The 20,818-nt window shown below is 49.0% G+C and carries 18 protein-coding genes; 1 reads left to right on the forward strand and 17 read right to left on the reverse strand.

Annotated elements, in window-relative coordinates; all coding sequences use genetic code 11:
* Positions 1–106: 106 nt before the first annotated feature.
* The 4 genes from BUB13_RS01640 to BUB13_RS01655 all read right to left on the reverse strand — a co-directional run bounded on the left by BUB13_RS01640 (position 107) and on the right by BUB13_RS01655 (position 3,647).
* Complete coding sequence (locus BUB13_RS01640; protein ID WP_072905004.1) at positions 107–1,588, reverse strand: response regulator; 1,482 nt, start codon at positions 1,586–1,588, stop codon at positions 107–109.
* 23 nt (positions 1,589–1,611) lie between these two features.
* A complete protein-coding gene (locus tag BUB13_RS01645; protein ID WP_072905005.1) occupies positions 1,612–2,043 on the reverse strand; it encodes a chemotaxis protein CheW in 432 nt (143 codons plus the stop codon).
* A complete protein-coding gene (locus tag BUB13_RS01650; protein WP_161947602.1) occupies positions 2,043–2,492 on the reverse strand; it encodes a chemotaxis protein CheW in 450 nt (149 codons plus the stop codon). Before BUB13_RS01650 ends, BUB13_RS01645 begins: the two co-directional genes overlap by 1 nt.
* Before the next feature lie 117 nt (positions 2,493–2,609).
* Positions 2,610–3,647 (reverse strand): deoxyguanosinetriphosphate triphosphohydrolase, encoded by a 1,038-nt coding sequence (locus BUB13_RS01655; RefSeq protein WP_072905007.1) that lies wholly within the window; start codon positions 3,645–3,647, stop codon positions 2,610–2,612.
* 221 nt (positions 3,648–3,868) lie between these two features.
* Here BUB13_RS01655 and BUB13_RS01660 point away from each other — a divergent pair, with 221 nt between their 5' ends.
* Entirely contained in the window at positions 3,869–4,297 is a 429-nt protein-coding gene (locus tag BUB13_RS01660) for a Ros/MucR family transcriptional regulator (RefSeq protein ID WP_072905008.1), read from the forward strand.
* A 73-nt stretch (positions 4,298–4,370) separates the two neighbouring features.
* On the opposite strand, the gene BUB13_RS01665 is transcribed toward BUB13_RS01660, so the two are convergent.
* The 13 genes from BUB13_RS01665 to BUB13_RS01725 form a co-directional block, all read right to left on the reverse strand.
* Positions 4,371–4,754, reverse strand: coding sequence for a DUF2914 domain-containing protein (locus BUB13_RS01665; protein WP_072905009.1), 384 nt, complete (start codon positions 4,752–4,754; stop codon positions 4,371–4,373).
* Between the two features lie 36 nt (positions 4,755–4,790).
* Positions 4,791–5,969: a phosphopentomutase gene (locus BUB13_RS01670; RefSeq protein ID WP_072905010.1), complete on the reverse strand. Its 1,179-nt coding sequence runs from the start codon at positions 5,967–5,969 to the stop codon at positions 4,791–4,793.
* Positions 5,956–6,627 (reverse strand): deoxyribose-phosphate aldolase, encoded by a 672-nt coding sequence (gene deoC, locus BUB13_RS01675; RefSeq protein WP_072905011.1) that lies wholly within the window; start codon positions 6,625–6,627, stop codon positions 5,956–5,958. Before deoC ends, BUB13_RS01670 begins: the two co-directional genes overlap by 14 nt.
* Positions 6,628–6,636: 9 nt before the next feature.
* The gene (gene argJ / locus BUB13_RS01680; protein WP_072905012.1) at positions 6,637–7,830 is read right to left on the reverse strand and encodes a bifunctional glutamate N-acetyltransferase/amino-acid acetyltransferase ArgJ; all 1,194 of its coding nucleotides are present in this window, start codon (positions 7,828–7,830) and stop codon (positions 6,637–6,639) included.
* Positions 7,831–7,835: 5 nt separating this feature from the next.
* Positions 7,836–9,533 carry a response regulator gene (locus BUB13_RS01685; RefSeq protein WP_072905013.1) on the reverse strand — a complete coding sequence of 566 codons (1,698 nt, stop codon included), beginning with the start codon at positions 9,531–9,533 and terminating at the stop codon, positions 7,836–7,838.
* 21 nt (positions 9,534–9,554) lie between these two features.
* On the reverse strand, positions 9,555–12,245 hold the full coding sequence (secA, locus tag BUB13_RS01690) for a preprotein translocase subunit SecA (RefSeq protein WP_072905014.1): 2,691 nt from the start codon (positions 12,243–12,245) through the stop codon (positions 9,555–9,557).
* Between the two features lie 220 nt (positions 12,246–12,465).
* Positions 12,466–13,332: a M23 family metallopeptidase gene (locus tag BUB13_RS01695; RefSeq protein WP_139249274.1), complete on the reverse strand. Its 867-nt coding sequence runs from the start codon at positions 13,330–13,332 to the stop codon at positions 12,466–12,468.
* Positions 13,333–13,649: 317 nt separating this feature from the next.
* The gene (locus tag BUB13_RS01700; RefSeq protein WP_072905334.1) at positions 13,650–14,201 is read right to left on the reverse strand and encodes a methyl-accepting chemotaxis protein; all 552 of its coding nucleotides are present in this window, start codon (positions 14,199–14,201) and stop codon (positions 13,650–13,652) included.
* A gap of 35 nt (positions 14,202–14,236) precedes the next feature.
* Positions 14,237–15,439 carry a cytochrome c3 family protein gene (locus BUB13_RS01705; protein WP_072905016.1) on the reverse strand — a complete coding sequence of 401 codons (1,203 nt, stop codon included), beginning with the start codon at positions 15,437–15,439 and terminating at the stop codon, positions 14,237–14,239.
* A gap of 160 nt (positions 15,440–15,599) precedes the next feature.
* Positions 15,600–16,691 (reverse strand): cytochrome c3 family protein, encoded by a 1,092-nt coding sequence (locus BUB13_RS01710; RefSeq protein ID WP_161947603.1) that lies wholly within the window; start codon positions 16,689–16,691, stop codon positions 15,600–15,602.
* Between the two features lie 110 nt (positions 16,692–16,801).
* The gene (locus BUB13_RS01715; RefSeq protein ID WP_084091658.1) at positions 16,802–17,941 is read right to left on the reverse strand and encodes a cytochrome c3 family protein; all 1,140 of its coding nucleotides are present in this window, start codon (positions 17,939–17,941) and stop codon (positions 16,802–16,804) included.
* Positions 17,942–18,332: 391 nt separating this feature from the next.
* Positions 18,333–19,661: a YncE family protein gene (locus BUB13_RS01720; protein ID WP_139249276.1), complete on the reverse strand. Its 1,329-nt coding sequence runs from the start codon at positions 19,659–19,661 to the stop codon at positions 18,333–18,335.
* 77 nt (positions 19,662–19,738) lie between these two features.
* Complete coding sequence (locus BUB13_RS01725; RefSeq protein WP_072905020.1) at positions 19,739–20,818, reverse strand: cytochrome c3 family protein; 1,080 nt, start codon at positions 20,816–20,818, stop codon at positions 19,739–19,741.

The raw sequence follows: 20,818 nt of genomic DNA on the forward strand, positions 1-20,818 counted from the left end.
CTATATGATGGGGACTGTACCGGGGGGACAATAAAGGGGGGAGGCGAGGAAGTCAAGACTTCCCTGCCTCCCCCCGTAGGAAAAGCACCGTTATTGCAGCTTTATTTTATTCGCTTGCGCCTTGACGAATTTTACGAATTTCTTCGCGAATCATCGACTCGGCCAGGTCGGGCACAACCTCCCAGACAATCTTTTCGAGCATTTCGTTCGCCAGCTTCTCGATGGTCGGTCCGGCAACCTTGGCAACAACCTCTTTCAGCTCATCCTCGGACAGCTCGCGAAGCTGCTGCTCTACCTGTTCGACAGAAACCCCTGCCTCAGGGGCAGCTTCGTCAGATCCGCTTGCAGCAACGGCCGCTACCGCTGCCGCGCCGGCAGCAAAGGCCACAGGCTCAACTAGCGAATCATCTTCTGTCTCAGGCGCCAGCTCGACAGTTTCTTCAACTGCAGGCTCTTCTTCCACAAACTCGCCGATATCTTCCGGCTCAAACTCGGCAGGCGCTTCTTCGGCAAACTCACCAATATCCTCTGGCTCAAACTCGGCCAAGTCTTCTTCTACAGAAGGTTCTTCGACAACCTCATCAACCAGTTCGACAATCTCATCCCCGACAGGTTCTTCTTCCAGAATGTCGCCTTCTGCCAGATCGAGGATTTCCTCCTCGTCTTCGGCGCCCTCTTCGTCCAAAGGCTCAACTTCTGGCAAAGTCTCGACATTTTCTTCAACCGGGGAAGCAAATTCCGCTACCGGATCTTCACCGAAAGAAACGGCCTCTTCTTCAACGACCTCTTCTTCGGTCAGCCCGAGAGGTACTTCTTCCTCAACATCGGTCAATTCAAGAATCTCTTCCGGTTCCTCAAGAGTTTCGTCCTCCAACTCTTCAAGAACCTCTTCCTCCAGCTCTTCGACTTCCTCGGTCAACTCAAGCGGTTCTTCTTCACCAGCAAAACTGAGCGGCTCCTCTTCGGCCGGTTCCGCCACGCCCTCGGCGACGAGATCGACCGACTCTTCACTTTGCTGCAGGTCTTCCTCTTCAAAAGAGACGGCATCCCAAATATCGTCAGCAGAATCATCCCCGGCCGGAGCCTCTTCAGCCACATCTTCCATCTCAAGAGGAGTTTCTTCCGCCGAGAAATCGTCGACGACTTCTTCCTCTGCCAACTCTTCTACTGGCTCAGTTTCAGGGACAGGGGCTGCTGCCGCAGAATCTAAACGGATCGGTTCCGCATCGATCAGCTGGGCAACTTTATCGAGTAGAGCCTGGGACTCAAAAGGCTTACTTAACCAGCCATCAGCGCCAACTGCTTCGGCCCGGCTTTCATCAAAATGCTCGAAAGTTCCTGGCATCAGCATAACGGACGTATTTGACAGGCCTCCTTGCGACTTTATCGCTTCGCAGAGTTCGAAACCATCTTTTCCCGGCATGGAGACATCGGCTATGACCAGATCGGGATATTCTTCGAGTGCTTTGGAAAAAGCCTCGTCACCGTCATCACAAGTGATGAGTTGATAATCTTCGGTAGCAAAGATAATCCCGATGACTTTCTGAATAGTAATACTGTCATCAGCCAGCAAAATCTTTTTTGTCATTGATGCCTCCCGCACCATCGATATCAGGCTACTTTATCTGTTACCTGAGTCATCCTCAGAGCTAAAAAGTCGATATCCAGTATGTGATAATCGGTTGATTGATAGTTGAAACGACCCTTAATTCCGGCGCTTTCACCTTCTTCCGCAGGCAAGAGTTCGCCTTTATGTGCAGCAATGATTCCGCAAGTCTCGTCAGCGGGCAAAGCGATCGTCCCAGCCTCGGATTCTACCAACACCTTGTATTCCGCCCCTCTGTTTTCCGAAATCCGACCCAAGTCCTGACCCGGCAACGCAACCAGGGGGATCAACTGCTTGTTTTCTACCAGAACTTCACTGACAGCCAACGGAAGCTTTGGTAAAAGATATCCATTTTGCTGATGAACAATTTTGCGTAGCGTTATCAAAGGCACAGCATAAAAACTGCCGCTGAAAACAAATAACCCGAGGCGTTCCATCAGGAAGGCGCTCCGAAAGCGTAAAACCTATCCAGCTCAAAATGTACCATCGGCTCCCCTGCAAACAAGCTCATTTGCGAATACGCTGCTGCGATGGCAGGCTTCAACAAGGGGGGAATGTCACACGAGTCAAGCTTGTCTATCGATACAATTTCTTCGACACAATCAACCAGCAAAGCCCAGTTTCCCTCGCTCCCCTTCAAAACCAATGCGCGCTTATCAACCAAAGGGCAGGAAGTTTCAATTCCCAGGGTTATTGCTGGGTCGATCACTGGAATCTGCGTCTGACGAAAAGAAAGGGCGCCTATGATTCCCAATTCGGCATCTACATAATTTCCGTCAATTTTTTCTGCAACCTGTTCGCAAATCTCCACCAACCGGTCTAAATCAAGCAGGAAGCCCGTTTCTCCAACACGAAAAATCAGTTTCCTGGCAACCGATTGGGGCATGAAACCTCTAAGCAAGCAAATCTCGTTGAGTTTTCCACATAAAGCGCTTTTAACGCTAGCATAGGGCATAGTGACTGTCAAGCTCTTCCCTAGGCAAATTCAATAAGTTACCACGCATCAAAGGACCCGCCACGGATGCGGTAAAAAGAGCTTATCATAGAGTGACAAGGCGAAACGATCAGTCATGCCGGCAATAAAATCGGCAACTGAAATTTCCAGGCTGTCACCTTTCAATCTGCGCCCACCATGCAATAGAAAAGTCTCTTCATTATCAATAAAGTAGAGAAAAAGCTCACGCAGCAGATGAGAAGCCCGGACGAAATCCTGATGAACCCTGTCGATACGGTAAACATGATCGTAGAGCCAGCTGCGTAGCGCCCTGATAGCTTCATCCATCTCATCGGACAGGCCGATTGAGGTTTCCCGCTGCAAGCTTGCACTGATCAAATCTCGCACCATGCAATCGATCCGTCGGGAATGCTTCAAACCGACAACCTGAGATATTTCTTTTGGTACGTCGTCCTCAGCGATCACTCCGCCACGAATGGCGTCATCAAGATCATGACTGACATAAGCAATAATATCAGCCAAACGGACAACCTGCCCTTCCAGCGTCACCGCGGCCGAATCAGGATCCGGTGTCAGCAGCCCCCCCTGCCCCTTGGAGTGCTTCAAAATACCATCGCGCACTTCATATGTCAGGTTAAGCCCCTCTCCATCCTTCTCAAGAATATCTACAACGCGCAGGCTCTGTCGAACGTGATGAAAGCCCCCCGGCACTAATTCATGCAACACCCGTTCGCCTGCGTGACCGAAAGGCGTGTGACCAAGATCGTGACCCAGCGCAATAGCTTCAGTCAGATCTTCATTCAGACACAATGCTCGAGCGATAGTCCTGGCAACCTGGGAAACTTCCAGGGTGTGAGTTAATCGGGTTCGATAATGGTCTCCTTCAGGCGAAAGAAAAACTTGCGTTTTGTACTTCAAACGTCGAAATGACTTGCTGTGCAAAATGCGATCACGATCATGCTGAAAAACAGTACGTATTGAGCATGATTTGCTTTCCCGTTGCCTTCCCTTAGAGTTTTTGCTTAAACAGGCATGCGGTGAAAGAGTTTTTTCTTCGCGTTGTTCAATCGTTTTCCTGATATCCATATTTTGTCCGCTCAACAATTTACATACTAATCAATGAATATTTCGAAGCATGAAGTAGAAAAATAAAATATATCTGCTATTTTTATCTAAACTTGAATCTTTTATTCAATTTATTCTTGATTTTACTTTGTGGCCAGTCTAAAAATATCCCTCTTTACAATCATGAGGGGGAGTAATCGTTAAACTGTTTACATCATCAAGTTCCCCAAAAGGAGAAAGTAATGGCTAACATCATGGAAATGGCAGCTGAAATTATTGCTGCACACGCTTCCACCACCCCCATGTCAAAAGATGAATTGATTGCCGAACTGAACGAAGTTCATGCCGCCCTGTCTGCGCTGGAAAAAGGTGAAGCGGTTGAAGCTGCAGAGGCAGAAGCTACTGAAGAAGCCCCCGCAGTATCCCGCAAAAAAGCATTCGGCAAAGATAAAATTTACTGCATGATATGCGGTAAAGGCTTTAAAACTCTTTCCCGCCACCTGAAAACTTCACACGACATGACTGCCAATGAATATCGCAAGCAATTTGACATTCCGCGTAGCCAATCGCTTGCCGCGAAAAACTATTCCGAAAGCCGTCGCCAGATGGCTGTAGATCGTGGCCTAGCCGACAATCTGGCAAAAGCACGCGCCGCAAAAAAGAAAAAGTAGCGGGCAAAGCTTATATATTAAACACGAAAAAGGCGACCTTAAACAGGTCGCCTTTTTATTATTGAAAACTCAACTATTCCAGCACGAATGGTACTTCTATCAATTGTTGCCCTTCCTCATCAACGACAACAACTTTCCATTGTCCAGACCATTGCGGCAAAAACCTCTTGGATGAATAGGTTCGCCAGTCAGCTGAACCGATTGGCAAAGTCACCCGTGCCATCTCATTATCCTGATAGTACCAGACATGGGTTACACTGGTTGCCGCTTCAGCGCCTGTAACTCTGGTAAAGCAAAACAGCTTACCGTAATCTGCCGGATAACTTTTAATGTTATCAACCGGCATCTGCTTTTCGATAGCCGTCGTAATAACTGCATCCGCGACCAGAAGCTCTGCCGTTGCAGGCAAAGCAAACAGCAAGCAAGTAACAACAGCGCCAAGGAAACCTTTCAACATCATACCCTCCATCGGGGGAAGAAAAATTATCTATTTTCAGACTAGATCAGCCAGAAAACTATGACCAGTGGAGAAATCGATAGCGAAATTTTCCGCAATCGTCGCACCAACATCAGCAAAAGAACTCCGTTCACCAAGACTCCCCTGTTCCCGCAGAGAGGGCGACCACGCCAACAGTGGAACATATTCACGCGTATGATCGGTTCCCGGAGTTGTTGGGTCGCAGCCATGATCGGCGGTAATCAACAACAGATCCTGATCTCCAAAGTTCTGCTGAAGTTCGGGTAACCAGCGGTCAAAATCGAGCAGAGCCGAAGCAAACCCCTGATAGTCCAAACGATGCCCATACAGCATATCAAAATCGACCAGATTGGTCATGACCAGACCATACTTTATTTGCGCTAAAGCCTGTAAAGTTTTTGCCATTCCCTCGGCATTGTTCTTACTTGGCAGAACCTTGCTCAGCCCCTCTCCAGCAAAGAGATCATTGATTTTCCCGACACCATAAGTTGCAAACCCGTTTTTTTTCATTTTCTGCAACAGAGTCGGAGCAGAAGGCTTCTGCGGAAAATCATGACGGCCGGAGGTTCTTTTGAAATTATCCGCAGAGGTTCCGCTAAACGGCCGCGCGATCACGCGGCAAACATTAAATGGCAACAGGATTTTCTCTGCAATACGGCAGATTCCATAAAGCTGCTCGGGCGGAATGACATCTTCATGGGCAGCGATCTGAAAGACAGAATCACTGCTCGTATAAACGATTGGACGGCCAGTACGCACATGCTCTTCGCCCAGTTGCCGCAGGATATCTGTACCACTGGCGGCAATGTTCCCCAGCGGGGCAAGACCGGTTTCAGCGGCAAACTGATCAATAATTTCTGCAGGGAAACCATGCGGAAAAGTCGCAAAAGCTTTATCTTGGATAACCCCGGCCAGCTCCCAATGCCCGGTGACGGAATCCTTGCCCTCACTTTGCTCTGCCATCCGTCCCCAGTAGCAGCATTTTGGCTGAGAAATTGTATCCGGCAAGTCAATCAACTCACCAAGTCCGAGTTTCGCCAGATTGTTCAGCGGTAAGCCTCCGACTGCTGCGGCAACATGAGGCAAGGTCGCAGCGTCCTGATCGCCGTACTCAGAGGCATCCGGCAAAGCACCGATACCGACACCGTCTAGCACGATCAGGACAACGCGTTGAAAGGAATTAGCGTGCGCCATAAGTTTGCTTCTGCCATTCCTGCATGATCGCGACACCGGAACTGGTCCCTATTCGGGTTGCGCCGGCGGCAGTCATCTGCTGTAAAACTTTCAGATCTCGGATACCGCCAGCAGCTTTCACACCGACCCTTCCATTCGCAACTTCGGACATCAGGGCGACATCCTCAACTTTTGCCCCGGAAGGCCCGAAACCAGTCGATGTTTTCACATAGGCGGCACCAGCACTGACAACCAGCTGAGTTGCATTGCGGATAAGATCAGGACAAAGGTAGCAACACTCGATAATCACTTTTACCGGGTTCTGTTCAGCGGCTAACACGACCTGAGCAATTTCTTCTTCAACCAGAGAGCTGTGACCAGCAAGCAGATTACCGAGGGAAATCACCATGTCGATCTCATCGGCACCGGCAGCCACCAACTCAGCCGTTTCCGCAACCTTTTGACGCAAGCTGTTATAGCCACAGGGGAAGCCTACGACGGTGCAGACTTTAACGCTGGAACCGTAAAGTTGATTGGCGACAAAAGGAACAAACAGGGGAGGCACACAGACTGAAGCGAAATCGTGTTCAACGGCCTCTTCACAGAGAACAGCGAACTGTGACTCCGTCGCATCAGGCTTCAGCAACGTATGATCAATAAATCCGGCAGGGCTGTTCATCGGCTGGAATCAGGTCCGGTAATCTGCGTTGATCTTTATATATTCGTAACCGAGGTCCGAGGTGTAATAACTGGAGCAGGTATCCCCCTGGTTCAGCTCGACCGTGACGGTGAATTCGGGAAGTTTGAGAACTTCAGTCGCTTCCGCCTCGAGTTCAGGACCGGTCGACAAGCCATCCTTAGTCACAGCAACCTGATTGAAAAAGATATCGATTTTGTTCTGATCAACATCGATTCCGGAATAACCAACGGCTGAAATAATCCGTCCCCAGTTGGCGTCTTCACCGAAAAAGGCTGTTTTCACCAAAGAGGATGTCGCCACAGACTTGGCTGCAGTACGTGCAGCATCTTCTGACTCAGCGCCCTGTACTTTAATTTCAACTAACTTTGTTGCCCCTTCACCATCACGGACAATCATCTTGGCCAGGTCAAGAAGAACCCGCTCGAGGTGCTGAACAAACGCCTGAGCAGCTTCGCTGCCCGGTTCAATTTTCTTCCCACCAGCAGCACCATTTGCAAGCAGTAAAACGGTATCGTTTGTTGAAGTGTCGCCATCGACTGTAATCGAGTTGAAGCTCTTCTTTACAGCCTGACGCAAAGCAGAATCGAGAAATTGTGCATCGATTGCCGCATCGGTCAGAACAAAACCGAGCATGGTTGCCATATTGGGGTGAATCATCCCCGCCCCTTTGGCCAGACCAAGAATATTGTAGGCTTTTTCACCATCGCTAAAACGAGCAGAAGCAACTTTGGAATAGGCATCAGTGGTCATAATCGCCTCAGCAACCACCAGGGCCCGATCCTCAGCCAGAGCATCGACCAGCTTATCCATATTCTGTTCAAAAGGAATAATCGGCAGTTGCACACCGATGACCCCGGTTGAAGCCAAAGCGACCAATTCTTCATCAATATTCAACTGTTTTGCCACTAGTTGAGACGTCTGCTGCGCAACCTGCAATCCCGCTTCGCCAGTACAGGCATTTGCGTTACCACTGTTGATCAAAACAGCCTGACAAACCCCACCAGCAATCCGCGGTTTGGTCACCTGTAGCGGTGCGGCATAGACCTTGTTCTGGGTAAAAACTCCAGCTGTCGCGGCAGGTTGGTCGGAGCAAATCAAAGCCAAGTCGAGCTTACCCGACTTTTTGATCCCACTCGCTAAGCCTGCAAACCTGAAACCTGCAGGAATATCAAAATGACTCATGTCAATTAACCTTTAAGCTGGTTGTAAGTCTCTTCTGTCGGAAGCAACATACCGAAACTGGTTCCTTCGCCCTTGACCTCTTCAAGGAAGATATCCCCCTTCATCCGGTCTACGACAACTTTCACCAAGGCAAGTCCGATTCCAACACCGTGTGGCTTTTCTGTGTCGATATCACCCAGCTGGGTGTAGGAATTAAAAATTGTGCTGCGTGCTTCCAGCGGCACGGTCTGCCCCTGGTTAAAGATCTGCAGATAAACATACTGCAAACCTTCGAACATGCGCGACTCAGCCTTCACTCGAATCAGTCCGCCGTCGCGGTTGAACTTGACAGCATTATCCACAAGACAGTTGAAAGCCATGCTGAATTTTTCCTGGTCACCATAAACCTCAGGCAGGTCTTCCTCAATATCGATCTCGGTTGCAAGCTCCCGCGTCGCCATCTGCTTGTTGTAGTACTGGAAAGAATCAGCTACCGGCCAGGGCACTCCGAAAGCTTTCCAGCGCCAAACCTCACGTTCCGACTCGATGGAAAACAGGCGCAACATACCTGTGATCAGTTTTTCCAGCCGCTCACCCTCCTCCCTGACCAATTGCAGATGCTCTTTAAACTCTGCTTCCGAGAGCTTTTCATAGAAGGTCAGCGACAGGTCAACATAGCCCATGATCGATGTCAGTGGCGTTTTCAGTTCGTGAGAGAGGTTGCATACCAGGCGGGTCCGGGCACGGTTCATCCGCACCAGTTCATCGTTTGTCCGCTCAAGAGTTGCCGCTTGTGAACGCAAACTGTTAACCAGTTCGAAGTTTTCCATTGCCAGGGCAACCTGATTGGCAATCGCCACAAGCAAATTCTGATCTTCAAGGTCGAACGACCCGCCGGAACGCTTGTTGTTAACGTTGATAACACCGACGATCTCGTCCCGCACCACAATCGGTACCGACAACAGTGACTGGTCCTTGTAGCGTTTCCCCCCGACATGACCTTCAAAGCGGCTGTCGTGATCGATGTTAGAGATCAACACAGGCTCACGGCTGGCGAAAACGTGTCCGGAAATACCTTCACCCGACGCGACACGGACAGTATTAACAATTTCTTCAGACAATCCACGCGCAGCAGCGATGTGTAACAAACCATCGTCTTCTACCAGCATCAGCGATGCGACCTCAACATCTGCAGAATCGACAATTGAGTCCAGAATCAGATCGAACAACTCCTGCAGATCACTGCCAGAGCTGGCCGTCTCACCGATCTTTTTCAGCAGAACCAGGTCTCCCATGCGGCGCTGTGCTTCCAGGCGAGCCCTGCTCTGGTTGACCGCGTGCCGATAAGCATCCAGCCCCTGATTGACAGCTTCCAGCACTTCTTCCTGGGTAAACGGCTTGACCAGGTAATCGAGAGCTCGCTCACGCAGCACTTCACGGGCGATATTAAAATCTTCCTGCCCCGAAATCATGATCACTTGTATTTCCGGGGTGTGCTGTTTGATCATCCGCAAGACTTCAACACCGTTGATATCCGGCAGCGCGACATCACAGAAAACCAGAGCGATATCTTCCCGGTCCAGAATCTCCGTCACCTGACCACCAGTTTCCGAGCGAATAACCCGATAGCCTCGACTTTCCAGAATATCCTGCAGCAAATCGAGAATCAGCGGAACGTCGTCGATCAACAAGATGGCTTGTTCAATCTGTGCTTGCTCTGTCATAAGTTCTTATCCGTAGCGAGGCTATTTACCGCAACATTTTTTGTACTTCTTGCCACTCCCACAAGGGCAGTCATCATTTCGCCCAATTTTATCTTCATCGCGTTTCGTCGGTTTGCGCCCCTCGTCTTCACCACCAACTCGATTTAACGCAACCTTCTGTCTACGTTGTTCAGCTTCCATTTGCTGGACATCTTCTTCACGCGCCAGCTGGATGTGGAACAGCTTCTGCACAACGTCTTGGCGAATCCGTCCCATCATCTCCATGAAGAGGCTGTAAGCTTCACGCTTATATTCTTCTTTCGGGTTCTTCTGGCCGTAACTTCTCAGGCCAATACCCTCTTTCAGATGATCGACAGCAAGCAGATGTTCTTTCCACTTAGCATCAATCGCCTGCAACAACAGAACCCGCATCAAGTGAGTCATCAGAGGCGGGGTAAAATCTTCTTCCTTGTACTCAAAGCGGCCCTCAACCTGTTGTTTCAGAAATTGCTCCAGATCAACCCGCTTAACGCTGGCTTGATCGATCTGGCCAAGATCTAGAAGGAAAGCAAACTGGTTACTGAAGTCTTCCACCAACCGCGGCCAATCCCACTCGCTCGCAGTTGTTTTCTCGGGGCAGAAGGTCGCAACGATATCTTCAACCATTTCGTTACAGATGCCGAAGATCGTCTCTTTAAGCTGTTCACCGCCAAGCACTTCACGGCGCTGAGTGTAAATAACCTCACGCTGACGGTTCATGACATCATCATATTCGAGCAGGTGTTTCCGAATGTCAAAGTTGTGCGCCTCAACCTTCTTCTGCGCGTTTTCGATCGCTTTGCTGATCATGCCGTGCTCGATCGGCTCTCCTTCCGGTATTTTCAGCTTATCCATGACAAAAGCAACTCGCTGAGAACCGAAAATCCGCAACAAATCATCTTCGAGACTCAGGTAAAAACGACTTTTCCCTGGATCGCCCTGGCGGCCAGAACGGCCACGCAGCTGATTATCAATACGACGAGACTCATGCCGTTCGGTACCAAGGATATAAAGGCCACCCGCCTCAAGGACCTCCTGCTTTTCCGCTTTGCAGCGTTCCTCGTAAAGAGGCAATAACTCCTGAAACCGGGACTCCGGATCGGCGGCATTGGCTGCCTCTGCACGCGCCATCATCTCGGGATTACCGCCGAGAACAATATCGGTACCGCGACCTGCCATGTTTGTGGCAATGGTGACAGCTCCTTTGCGGCCTGCCTGGGCAACGATAAACGCTTCTCGCTCATGCTGCTTAGCGTTCAAAACATTGTGCGGAACACCACGTTTTTTCAGCAGCGTAGAAAGGACCTCCGATTTATCGATGGTGATAGTACCGACCAATACCGGCTGGCCATTTTTATGGCACTCGGCGATATCTTCGATTGCTGCGAGAAACTTCTCTTTCTCAGTCTTGTAAATCACATCCGACATGTCTTTGCGTTGCAACGGCTTGTTGGTCGGGATAACCGCAACTTCGAGGTTGTAAATCTCATTGAACTCGGCAGCTTCGGTATCTGCAGTACCGGTCATTCCCGCTAACTTTTCGTACATGCGGAAATAATTCTGGAAAGTGATACTGGCCAGCGTCTGATTTTCACTGGCGATTTTTACTTTCTCCTTGGCTTCTACCGCTTGATGCAGACCATCGCTCCAGCGCCGTCCCGGCATCAAACGTCCGGTAAACTCATCAACGATCTGCACTTCCCCTTCCTTGACCACATAATCGACATCACGTTTGAACAAAGAATGCGCTTTCAGCGCCTGGTTGATGTGGTGCAGCAGGGTCATGTTTTGCGGCTCGTACAGATTCTCGATCTTGAGGATCTTCTCAACCTTGGCCACACCGGCCTCGGTCAACGCTGCAGACTTCGCTTTTTCATCGACGGTGTAGTCGCCGGTGTGGGTTTTAGTTGCCTGGCCAATTTTGCCGTCGCGCGATTCTGTCGTTTCACCTTGTTGCAAGCGCGGAATAACCTGATCTGCCAAGAGATAAAGATCACTGGAAGTTTGACTGGGGCCTGAGATAATCAAGGGAGTCCGTGCTTCGTCAACCAGAATGGAATCGACCTCGTCGACGATGGCATAATGCAACGGCCGCTGCACATACTCCTCAAGGTCGAACTTCATGTTGTCACGCAGATAATCGAAACCAAACTCATTGTTTGTGCCGTAGGTGATGTCGGCGTTATAGGCGGCTTTGCGCTGCTCGTCGTCTAACCCATGAACGATGCAGCCGACTGTGAGGCCAAGGAAGGTGTAAAGCTTACCCATCCATTCAGCATCACGCTTAGCCAGGTAATCGTTGACGGTAACAACGTGAACCCCTTTGCCGAGCAGGGCATTCAGGTATACAGCCAGGGTCGCCACCAGGGTTTTACCTTCACCTGTCTTCATTTCCGCTATTTTGCCAGCATTCAGCACCATGCCACCGATCAACTGAACATCGAAATGGCGCATGCCGAGAACCCTTTTACCGGCCTCTCTGACGACGGCAAAGGCTTCTACCTGAATTTTTTCCAGGGTTTCTCCAGCAGCAAGGCGCTGACGGAAATCAACCGTTTTCTCTTTTAACTGAGTATCACTAAGGGTTTCAAACTCCTGTTCAAGCGCATTGATTTTTTCAACCAGCGGCTGAAGCCGTTTCAATTCACGGTCATTTTTACTACCAACAATTTTTTTTACCAGAGCACCGATCATATTCGAAGATAACTCCACGGCCCGTAGAAACAGGCACATGCTAAAGGTTTGGAATGGATTGCATCAGAGTAAACCTGCAGAAAAACTACTGGCTACAATGGCCGGCATAGTAGCACAGTAAAAGTCGGACTCACAAGCGGAATGAACGCTAATATGCCGAGTTTATGGGGTTTACAGGGAAAGGCTCAGAATAAAAGAAAGGGAAAGAAAAAGTGTAAAATTAAAGACTCTTGCGTGGATTGATCGGCACACCGTTTAGCTGAACTTCATAATGCACATGTGGGCCGGTTGAAACACCAGTGTTACCAACCTCAGCTATCTTGTCGCCGCGCTTGATACGCATTCCTCGCTTGGCCAGGTTTTTGGAATTATGCGCATAAAGAGTCCGGTAGCCATAACCATGATCGATAATAACCGTTTTTCCGTAGCTTCTGGAGAACTCGACACGCGCAACGACACCATCAGCCGTGGCAAAGATTGGCGTGCCAGTATTTGCTGCAATATCAATACCTTCGTGGAAACGACGACCGTGTCCAATTGGGGCCTGGCGCATACCGAAATAGGAGGTAATCCAGCCTTTGGTCGGCCACCCGTTCGGAGTTGCCCGACTCACGGAAACCCGATCAGACAGCAGGCTCCGAACATCTTCCTGACTCTTACGCCTCAACTCAATAGCAACCTGCAACTGGCTGATCTGCTTCTGAAGCTCGTCAATGGCGAGGTCAGAGTCTTGTTCTGGGATACCGCCCATTGCAATCGGGACAGCTTTTGGCTCAATGTCGAAGTCAGCCAACTGCAAAACACGCGCTTCGCTTTCAGCAAGGCCAGCCAACTCCTCACGCATCAGCTCTACATCGGTGGCTAGCTGCTGAAGGCCATGTCGTTGCTCAGCATTCGCTAAGCGCAAACGGCGCAATTCTTCAGCATCAATCTGGAAATTGAAGTAGGAATAAACAAAAAAAGAAAGGATACCCAAAAAGACCAGACATGTCGTCAAAACAAAACCTACTGTCCCACGTCGCACCTTTATGCGATGGGCTTTTTCCCCATTTTCTGGGATAACCATGACAGTAAAACGTTTAGACACAATCGCTCCAATCTTTAAGATTTTTTTAATTTAAAGAAGGCAAATTAAAAAGTCAAGTGTTTTCCAAATGTACTATGCTGAAAAACCAGCATCTCAAACCCCTAAAAAACTGATCAAACTTGTGCCAATTTTCGAGAAGTTTAAGCAAACGAACGTTGCAATGGACATTTGTCAAACAAAAAGGAAAAGCGAGACTGAAAACTCAAGAAACTCCTCAGAAGTTCGAAAAACTCTTTTACACTGACCACTTCCTTCAAGGCAACCAATTTTTCAACTCATAAAACAAATCAACCTTATATGCCTGCAAACTCGGCGAATCAGGTGATTAACTTTGCAATCAGTTCCTTCTGGCGCTGCATCAATTCTGAAACTTTTGCATCATCATTGTCGAGATAGGCCTTCTCCAACTCCATGCAAACAGCCTTTGCCTCATGCACCTGGACACGCAGCGAGAACGTTGCCTTATTCACATTTTCCGCTAGATCTTTCAGTCTATCTTTGTCACGCAGCTTGATATTAGTCGTCAGATCTCCGTCACCGATTTTCTCCAAAGACTGCTCAATACGATAGATCGGACCAGCAATTTTCTGTGGAAGAAAAAGTGAGAGCACTACGCCAACCACCAAACTAACTACTGAACCGGCAAAGACAACTGGCAGGAGCAAGTCACTGACACGACGAATTTTGACATGTGCGGTAAAAAAGGAGTCAACCACTTCCTGCCTGGCGTAAAAATAAAGAATAATCGCTGCAACGACAGAGCTGATCGCAACAGCGAGCAAAACCTGTTTCAGCATCCAGCTTTGGAATTCTTTTTTTACCTTCAGGTTTAATTTTTTCCGGTCTTTACGAGAGCCATTTTCTGCCATCAGAACCTCCGGCATCCAATTGATAAGTTCCTACTTCAATAGTTCGTATGACATCCTCTGCACAAGTCCGATCTTTTAGATTTGCGCAAACGATACTCGTTATCTGAGGCATGCGGCACATGGCATGTCATGCAACTCATAGTTCCATCGGGCAATAGCTTATACTCTGCCGGGATAACCATACCTGAGCGCGCCCTCACCTTAATGGGGTGAGAATACTCTTCCTGCACGTCATAATGACATGTTCTGCAGACAGTTATGTTGGTTTCAAACGCACTCTTCAATATAGGATGCGAAAAACCACCCCCGACATTAACTTTTCTGGTCGCTTGAGTTTTATCGCTTACCTTGCCCTGACGACCCAATGATACCGAAACTGGCCGATCAGCCTTTATAACGAAGAGGAAATCTTCAGCCAGGCGAAAAAGCGTCCAATCAAGGTTAATATCAGTAGATGAAGCACTATACCCGCTCCTGACAACCGAAGTATCCCAAAAAGATTTATCGGTCGAGAAAGTCATTACCGGGGATGCAGTTTCGTTATCAAACAGATCACGCGAAATTATTTGATACCGGTAAGTTTTACCGGAAGACAGGCCAAGAAGATTGCTACTGTGGTGTGTCGCCAATTGGCGCACAACCTCGACGGAATCCAAAGAACCGACACCATAGCGGATCTCCGCGTCGGTATATTCATCGGTCTCCCACTGCAATGTTACAGTAGTGCTTATGCTACGACGGACCCCACTCACCCGGATGTTCATCTGCTTGGGTGGTTTCTGTTCAGGATCTTTTTGGGGCAACTTTGAAAGAACAGGAGTAGCAACCTCCAGCAATGAACTGCGACGGCGGCCATCAGACGCGTTCAAAAAAAGGTTACCATTTAGCTCCTCTGATGACATGCGAAACCAATGCTCCTGCATCCGCCCAGGGCTTTTCCAAAACCAGTTTATCTTCTGTTTTTTCTTTTTTTTCTCAACGAGAGGTGATTTTTTTTCCGGAGTCTCTATCTTCGCATTGACTAAATGGCATTTCTCACACCCGTCTTTAACAACAGGTCGATGCACAACATCCCGTTGCCGACTACCGGCAACAATATCTTCATGACACCCGACACATCTACTGGCAGCAGAAATTTCAGAGCCGAACGACAAAACAAACAAGACAACAACAAAAAAATGCAATCCACTCTTTTTGCTCAATTGCATCTCCAAATCGGCAACAGCACAAGCAGACATCCCCCTCCGCTTGCATCAGAAAATTTAAAATCAACCAAGGAACCTTAAAGATAGCAAAGCAGGAACCAGCGTACAAGCAGTGTTGTCAATCATAGCAGGCAAAAAATTGGCCAGCTGAAATTCAGCTGGCCAATTCCCCACAGAACAAATAAGTAGAACCCTATTGGGTATTATCACCATCTTTTGCGGTGTGGCAGCGGAAACAGCCAGTGTTTACAAGGCTTGCACCCGCTTGACCTACTGTCATATTGGTCGTGTAATCCCAACGCAGCAGATCATCATTGTTCGATCCGTGCGCACGATGGCAGGAAAGGCAGGTCACAATCTGCTCAGTATAATCCCCAACCGCAGCCGTTTCATCCATACCAGTGAGGGTGTTTACGCCAATCGGCGCCTCAACATCATACACATACAGCGCGTACTCACCACCGAGGCCCTTCATGTCTATATCTGTCGGGTGCCGTAACCACGGGCTTGCTGTGCCACCCGCAGAGATACCATCATCAGCACCTTCACCGTCACGCAAGTGGAAGTTACCGTGACACTGAGCACAAAGCTCACTGATTGTCGTGTTATCGGTATCACCGACAGCACCATAATAAACATTATGGTTAGAGTTAGTTTCAACCCAGGTGCTCGAACTATCCATCTCAATACCCTGGATAGTCTTAAGGAATCTGTAACTCTCACCGACAGATGCAGTGCTACCGCCTACCGCGGTGCCATCGTTACCCGCGTTTGTATGATGAGCCCCCTGCAAAGCATCAAACTTATCAGCGTAATCGTGATCGCCATGGCAACCATACGTTCCAGCACAAGTAAGTTGATTAGTTGCCCAATCGGTGCCGAGAGTACCAGTATTAGCGTTACCTGCAGTGGTCGTGGTCCAGCCCGGAGGAGTTGTCAAAGTGACATCCGCATCTATCCCCAAGTCCGAAACGTTGTGTCCCTTGGGATCGTCTTCCGTACCGTTTCCAGCAACCCAGTAAAAGGAACCACCGGGCAGCACATTAGCTGCAACCGACACATTAACCTGCGGGATCGCGCCACCAAGAGCAGTATTTGCAGTTGCATCCGCGTGACAACCACCACAGCTCGCACCGCGCAGCAGCATACCACCAGCAGTAGCACTGGAGTTGAAGGTCATCACGGCATTGTCCTGGCTGTTGTGCATGGTGTGGCAGTTAACACATGCACCAGTAACAGCAAAAACATTGCCGGCTGCAAACAGTAGCGCAGCTAGCCCAAACATGGCAGCAAACAACTTCATTCTCAATTTCATCTCCTTACCTCCGTTTCTGGTCTTGCCAAAACCTCCCGCCGACCACCCGTTGGCCTGCGGCTTTACCTCCAAAAAGTTTATCAATCAGCGATTCCATCTTTCGCTGTATGACAAGCAAAGCACCCACATTCACTGTCTGTCGACCCATTCACACAGGTATCATAATTCCATCTCAGCATATTTGGTTGAGACGAACCATGTGGTCGATGACAAGAAATACAGGTAACTATACCCTGGCCAGCAGCGGTTACGTCTTCATAGGCAACCGGCGCAAGCGCGGTATAAATGTAATTTGCATACTCTCCGGTTTCCGGCAGCACAACATCTGACGGATGGCGTATCCAGGCACCAGAAGCATCCATCATCCCACCGTCCGAATCGTTCTTTTCGTGATGAAAATTTGAATGACACCCGCTACAAAAAGCTCCGATGCTGTTATAAGGAACATTGCCGTTACCTGTTGCAGACATATACTGAACCGTTGTTCCCTTATAGGTATTGTGGCTGGCTCCTGGACTTTGCTCCCAATTAGGATCTTCCAGGCCAGTCACCCCTTCTAAAGACATCAATGAATCACGGGACAGGTCCGGATTGCGAGCCGCTGTCATTGCTGCACCGCTAAGAAAACGGTACCAACCATCGCCACTGTCAACAGCATCAGTCGAATTTCCATCGTCCTGGTGGTGAGCCGGGTAATGGCAACCCCGACAACCGCTTGTTGATGTCGCCAGTGTTCCGTGACAATCATCACAGCCTGCTCCACCAACACCACCTCCAGGAGCAAAGCTCAAAGTACTATCTGCAGGGTTCGCTCTCAGCCCATAAACATTGTGACCCTTGTCATCATCACCGTCAGCAACCCAGAAAAAGTTACCGCCAGCCAAAACATTCGAACTGCTACCACCTGGCTCGGGCGGGTCTGTTGGCTCAGAGCCTGTCAGCACAATTGGAATCCGAATAGCCCCAGACTCAACGATCGTGGAACTACCTTCCATATTGCTATGGCATCCCAAACAATCAGAATTCAGCAAAGTCACCTGAGCAGTTCCCAAAGGGTCTCCATCTTTATCCCGGGCAACATCTTGCCCATCCTGGCTATTGTGTATTGTATGGCAGTTAACACAGTCACCAGTAACAGCTGCAGGGGCAATATCAACGCACAAAGCCCCCAGAACAAGCAGCACCAAGCCTAGTACCACTCCCCCTTGTGACGTTTTCATTTTAACCAACCCTAAATAAAATTACTAAAGAAAAATAAAATAAACACGACCATTCTAGCGCGATAACGAAAGGCAACCCATAACATAATCGGCCTCACCCCTTGAAGCATCCTCGCCGATCTCGCGCAAACAGCCTACTTAATTAAAACAACTACTACATATTACAGCAAAAAACACTCCAACAAAATTGCTTTTATCGGTTTTAGAAAAAAAAAACAAACAACCAACTCTTACATAGTATATTCAAAGACTTACAGGAAAAAAATGAAAATGTTACCAAGGAACCATGTCGCCATTTGGCCGTTTTTCATAAAAATATAAAGCCATTTAGCGGCATCCGATTACTAATATATTCCCCTAATAAGATTAAGCGATTCGATGAGATTGCCGATTAAAATTTAGTCTCCAAAAGAGCCAAGCTTTTTGGCTGGCCACCGTAGTTGATTGACCGAACAATCTTCTCTGTTCCCTGGTCAATAACAGTCAAATACGCACTATTTTTTGCCACAACATAAAGCAGGCGCTTTCTCGAAGAGTGAATCATTTCCGCTGGGCTTGAAACTGATCCGATTCTCCTGAAGGCAACATTTTGGCCCGCGGTAAGAACGGAGAGCGACTGGCCTATAGAATTACTGACGTAGGCCGTCTCTTCATCAACGGACAACAAGAAAAGAGGCCCCATATCAACACTGATTCTTGCTATTTGACGACCGGACTGGGGGCTATAAACAGACACCGACTGGCTTGCAGATTCAGCAACATAAAGAGATTGGGCAAAGTAAAGCAATCCGTGTGGCTTTGCTCCCACCTGAATTGCCTGATTCAACTCCAATGTATCAGAATTAAGTATAAACACCTGACTCGACGAAGCAGAACTCACTGCCAACAAATTTAGCTCATCGATTTCAAGTAAATATCCAGGACGATGCCCAAGCCTGCGTTGGACGGTCATCCTTCCTTCAGACAAGTTGACTTTATATACCGACCCTGCAGTCGGATCGGAGACGTAAGCATAGCGGCCACCGGCCGACAAAATCATATATTCAGGAGAAACAGATGAGGATAGCAGGATTTGATCCAGAAGGCGCTCGTTTGCACAGTCATAAACATAGATGGAGCGGCGGCCTTTACTCAATACGTACAGTCGCTGGCGCACATCATCCAGACAGATTTCCGCCAGCGGGCCAGGAATGCCAAACGCTGCGACAACTTCACTGTTATCAATTCGAGTGACATAAACAGTGTTCAACTCACCACAAGCAACGTAAAGCAGGTTACCCCCCAAGACAGGTCTTTGTCCCCAAGCCTTAAAAGCAGGGACAACCATTCCATTCCCCTGCCCCTCGCGAAGCATTTCCCACTCTATGAACAGGCACTTGCTATCTCCCCTGTTCAGGTCAAGAGTTTCCGGTAGGGTAAGATGAAAATTGCGTAGTTCGCCTTCTTCTCCCAATCCACGGACAAGCAAACGTAAACTACGGTGCTGACCGAGAGGAGCCACAGAGGCTCCAAGCAAAAGTTGGCGCCCCTTTTGTTGCTGAAAATCGACACTGGCGGGAGGAAGGTCAAGGTCGATCCAGATATCATCAACCTGCACAGAAAGGCCTACAAACTGTAGAGGTGCTATCTCCTCAACCACACCTCTACTTTTTAAATAGACGGTCAAAAGCGCCTGCTGGTCGCTGAAAGACAAAGGGGCTCTTGCATCAGGAGCACTCACCGAGCATCCAGAAGCAAGCAAGAGCAAGAAAACCAGAACTGACAATATAATCTTAACGTTACACCCCATTTGCGAATTTACCTTTTGCTCGTATGGCAGATGCCACATCCGGCGACACTGTTCGGATAATCCCAGCGAAGAATTTTGTAATACGGGCTCCCATGGGCTCGATGGCAGGACACGCAGGTCAAAATCTGCTTGTCGTAATTCCCAAGCACAGATGCTGAGGTCATTGACGCTAATACAGTGGCTGCAACCGGAGCCTCAAGAGAATAGGCTGAGGAATTAACAGGTTCTATGGTATCGCCGTAATAAGTGAACTCGCCTCCAAGGGTGCTCATGTCAATATCAGTCGGATGGCGTAGCCATGGGCTGCTCGTTCCTCCAATTTCAGTGCGTGTGTGAAAATCACCATGACACTGGGCACAGAGAGCGCTAATCGTACTGCTATCACCATCCCCGACAGAACCGTAATAAACATTATGGTCACTTGTCGTTTCAGCCCAGCCATCGGAGCTGTTCAATTCGATCCCTTTAACACCTTTAAGAAATCGATAACTAGAGCCAACTGTGCTGCCAGAGAGAACGGTCGAGCCATTATTTCCTGCATTGGTATGATGAGCCCCCTCCATTGCGTTGAATTTATTATTTTCACCATGATCCCCATGACAACCGTAGGTTCCGGAACAGGTGAGCGGAGTCGAAGCCGAAAAGGTCCCTATATCACCTGACGTAGAGGAGTTAAAGCCAGGAGGAAGGCCGTCAAAGGCTAACCCGAGGTCCGCAACATCATGGCCAGTTGTTTCACGTGCGGGGGTTTCAGGCGTTGCTGGCGAGGCCGCCCCAAGAACCCAGGCGAATGAGCCACCAGCGAGGACATCGGACGAGGTCGAGATGTTCACCTTTGGTACGGAAAGAGTGGTCGAATCAGCATGGCAGCCGCCACAACTGGTCCCCCTTAGCAGCATGTTCCCAGCAGTAGCACTACCATCAAAGGTCATCACAGAGCCGCCCTGACTGTTGTGCATGGTGTGACAATCGACACAGGCCCCGGTAAGAGCCAGCGCAGCCACTGCCTGGCAAACAAAGATCAAGGCCAACCCCAAGACGCGAAACAGTCTATACTGCTGACGGTATTTTATTTGTGGAGATTTCAT

Source organism: Malonomonas rubra DSM 5091, assembly GCF_900142125.1.
Classification (GTDB): Bacteria; Desulfobacterota; Desulfuromonadia; order Desulfuromonadales; family Geopsychrobacteraceae; genus Malonomonas; species Malonomonas rubra.

Coding starts and splice junctions, on each gene's coding strand:
- BUB13_RS01640 (WP_072905004.1), bottom strand. CDS start 1,588: ATGACAAAAAAGATTTTGCTGGCTGATGACAGTATTACTATTCAGAAA.
- BUB13_RS01645 (WP_072905005.1), bottom strand. CDS start 2,043: ATGGAACGCCTCGGGTTATTTGTTTTCAGCGGCAGTTTTTATGCTGTG.
- BUB13_RS01650 (WP_161947602.1), bottom strand. CDS start 2,492: ATGCCCCAATCGGTTGCCAGGAAACTGATTTTTCGTGTTGGAGAAACG.
- BUB13_RS01655 (WP_072905007.1), bottom strand. CDS start 3,647: ATGGATATCAGGAAAACGATTGAACAACGCGAAGAAAAAACTCTTTCA.
- BUB13_RS01660 (WP_072905008.1), top strand. CDS start 3,869: ATGGCTAACATCATGGAAATGGCAGCTGAAATTATTGCTGCACACGCT.
- BUB13_RS01665 (WP_072905009.1), bottom strand. CDS start 4,754: ATGTTGAAAGGTTTCCTTGGCGCTGTTGTTACTTGCTTGCTGTTTGCT.
- BUB13_RS01670 (WP_072905010.1), bottom strand. CDS start 5,969: ATGGCGCACGCTAATTCCTTTCAACGCGTTGTCCTGATCGTGCTAGAC.
- deoC (WP_072905011.1), bottom strand. CDS start 6,627: ATGAACAGCCCTGCCGGATTTATTGATCATACGTTGCTGAAGCCTGAT.
- argJ (WP_072905012.1), bottom strand. CDS start 7,830: ATGAGTCATTTTGATATTCCTGCAGGTTTCAGGTTTGCAGGCTTAGCG.
- BUB13_RS01685 (WP_072905013.1), bottom strand. CDS start 9,533: ATGACAGAGCAAGCACAGATTGAACAAGCCATCTTGTTGATCGACGAC.
- secA (WP_072905014.1), bottom strand. CDS start 12,245: ATGATCGGTGCTCTGGTAAAAAAAATTGTTGGTAGTAAAAATGACCGT.
- BUB13_RS01700 (WP_072905334.1), bottom strand. CDS start 14,201: ATGGCAGAAAATGGCTCTCGTAAAGACCGGAAAAAATTAAACCTGAAG.
- BUB13_RS01705 (WP_072905016.1), bottom strand. CDS start 15,439: ATGTCTGCTTGTGCTGTTGCCGATTTGGAGATGCAATTGAGCAAAAAG.
- BUB13_RS01710 (WP_161947603.1), bottom strand. CDS start 16,691: ATGTTTGGGCTAGCTGCGCTACTGTTTGCAGCCGGCAATGTTTTTGCT.
- BUB13_RS01715 (WP_084091658.1), bottom strand. CDS start 17,941: ATGAAAACGTCACAAGGGGGAGTGGTACTAGGCTTGGTGCTGCTTGTT.
- BUB13_RS01725 (WP_072905020.1), bottom strand. CDS start 20,818: ATGAAATCTCCACAAATAAAATACCGTCAGCAGTATAGACTGTTTCGC.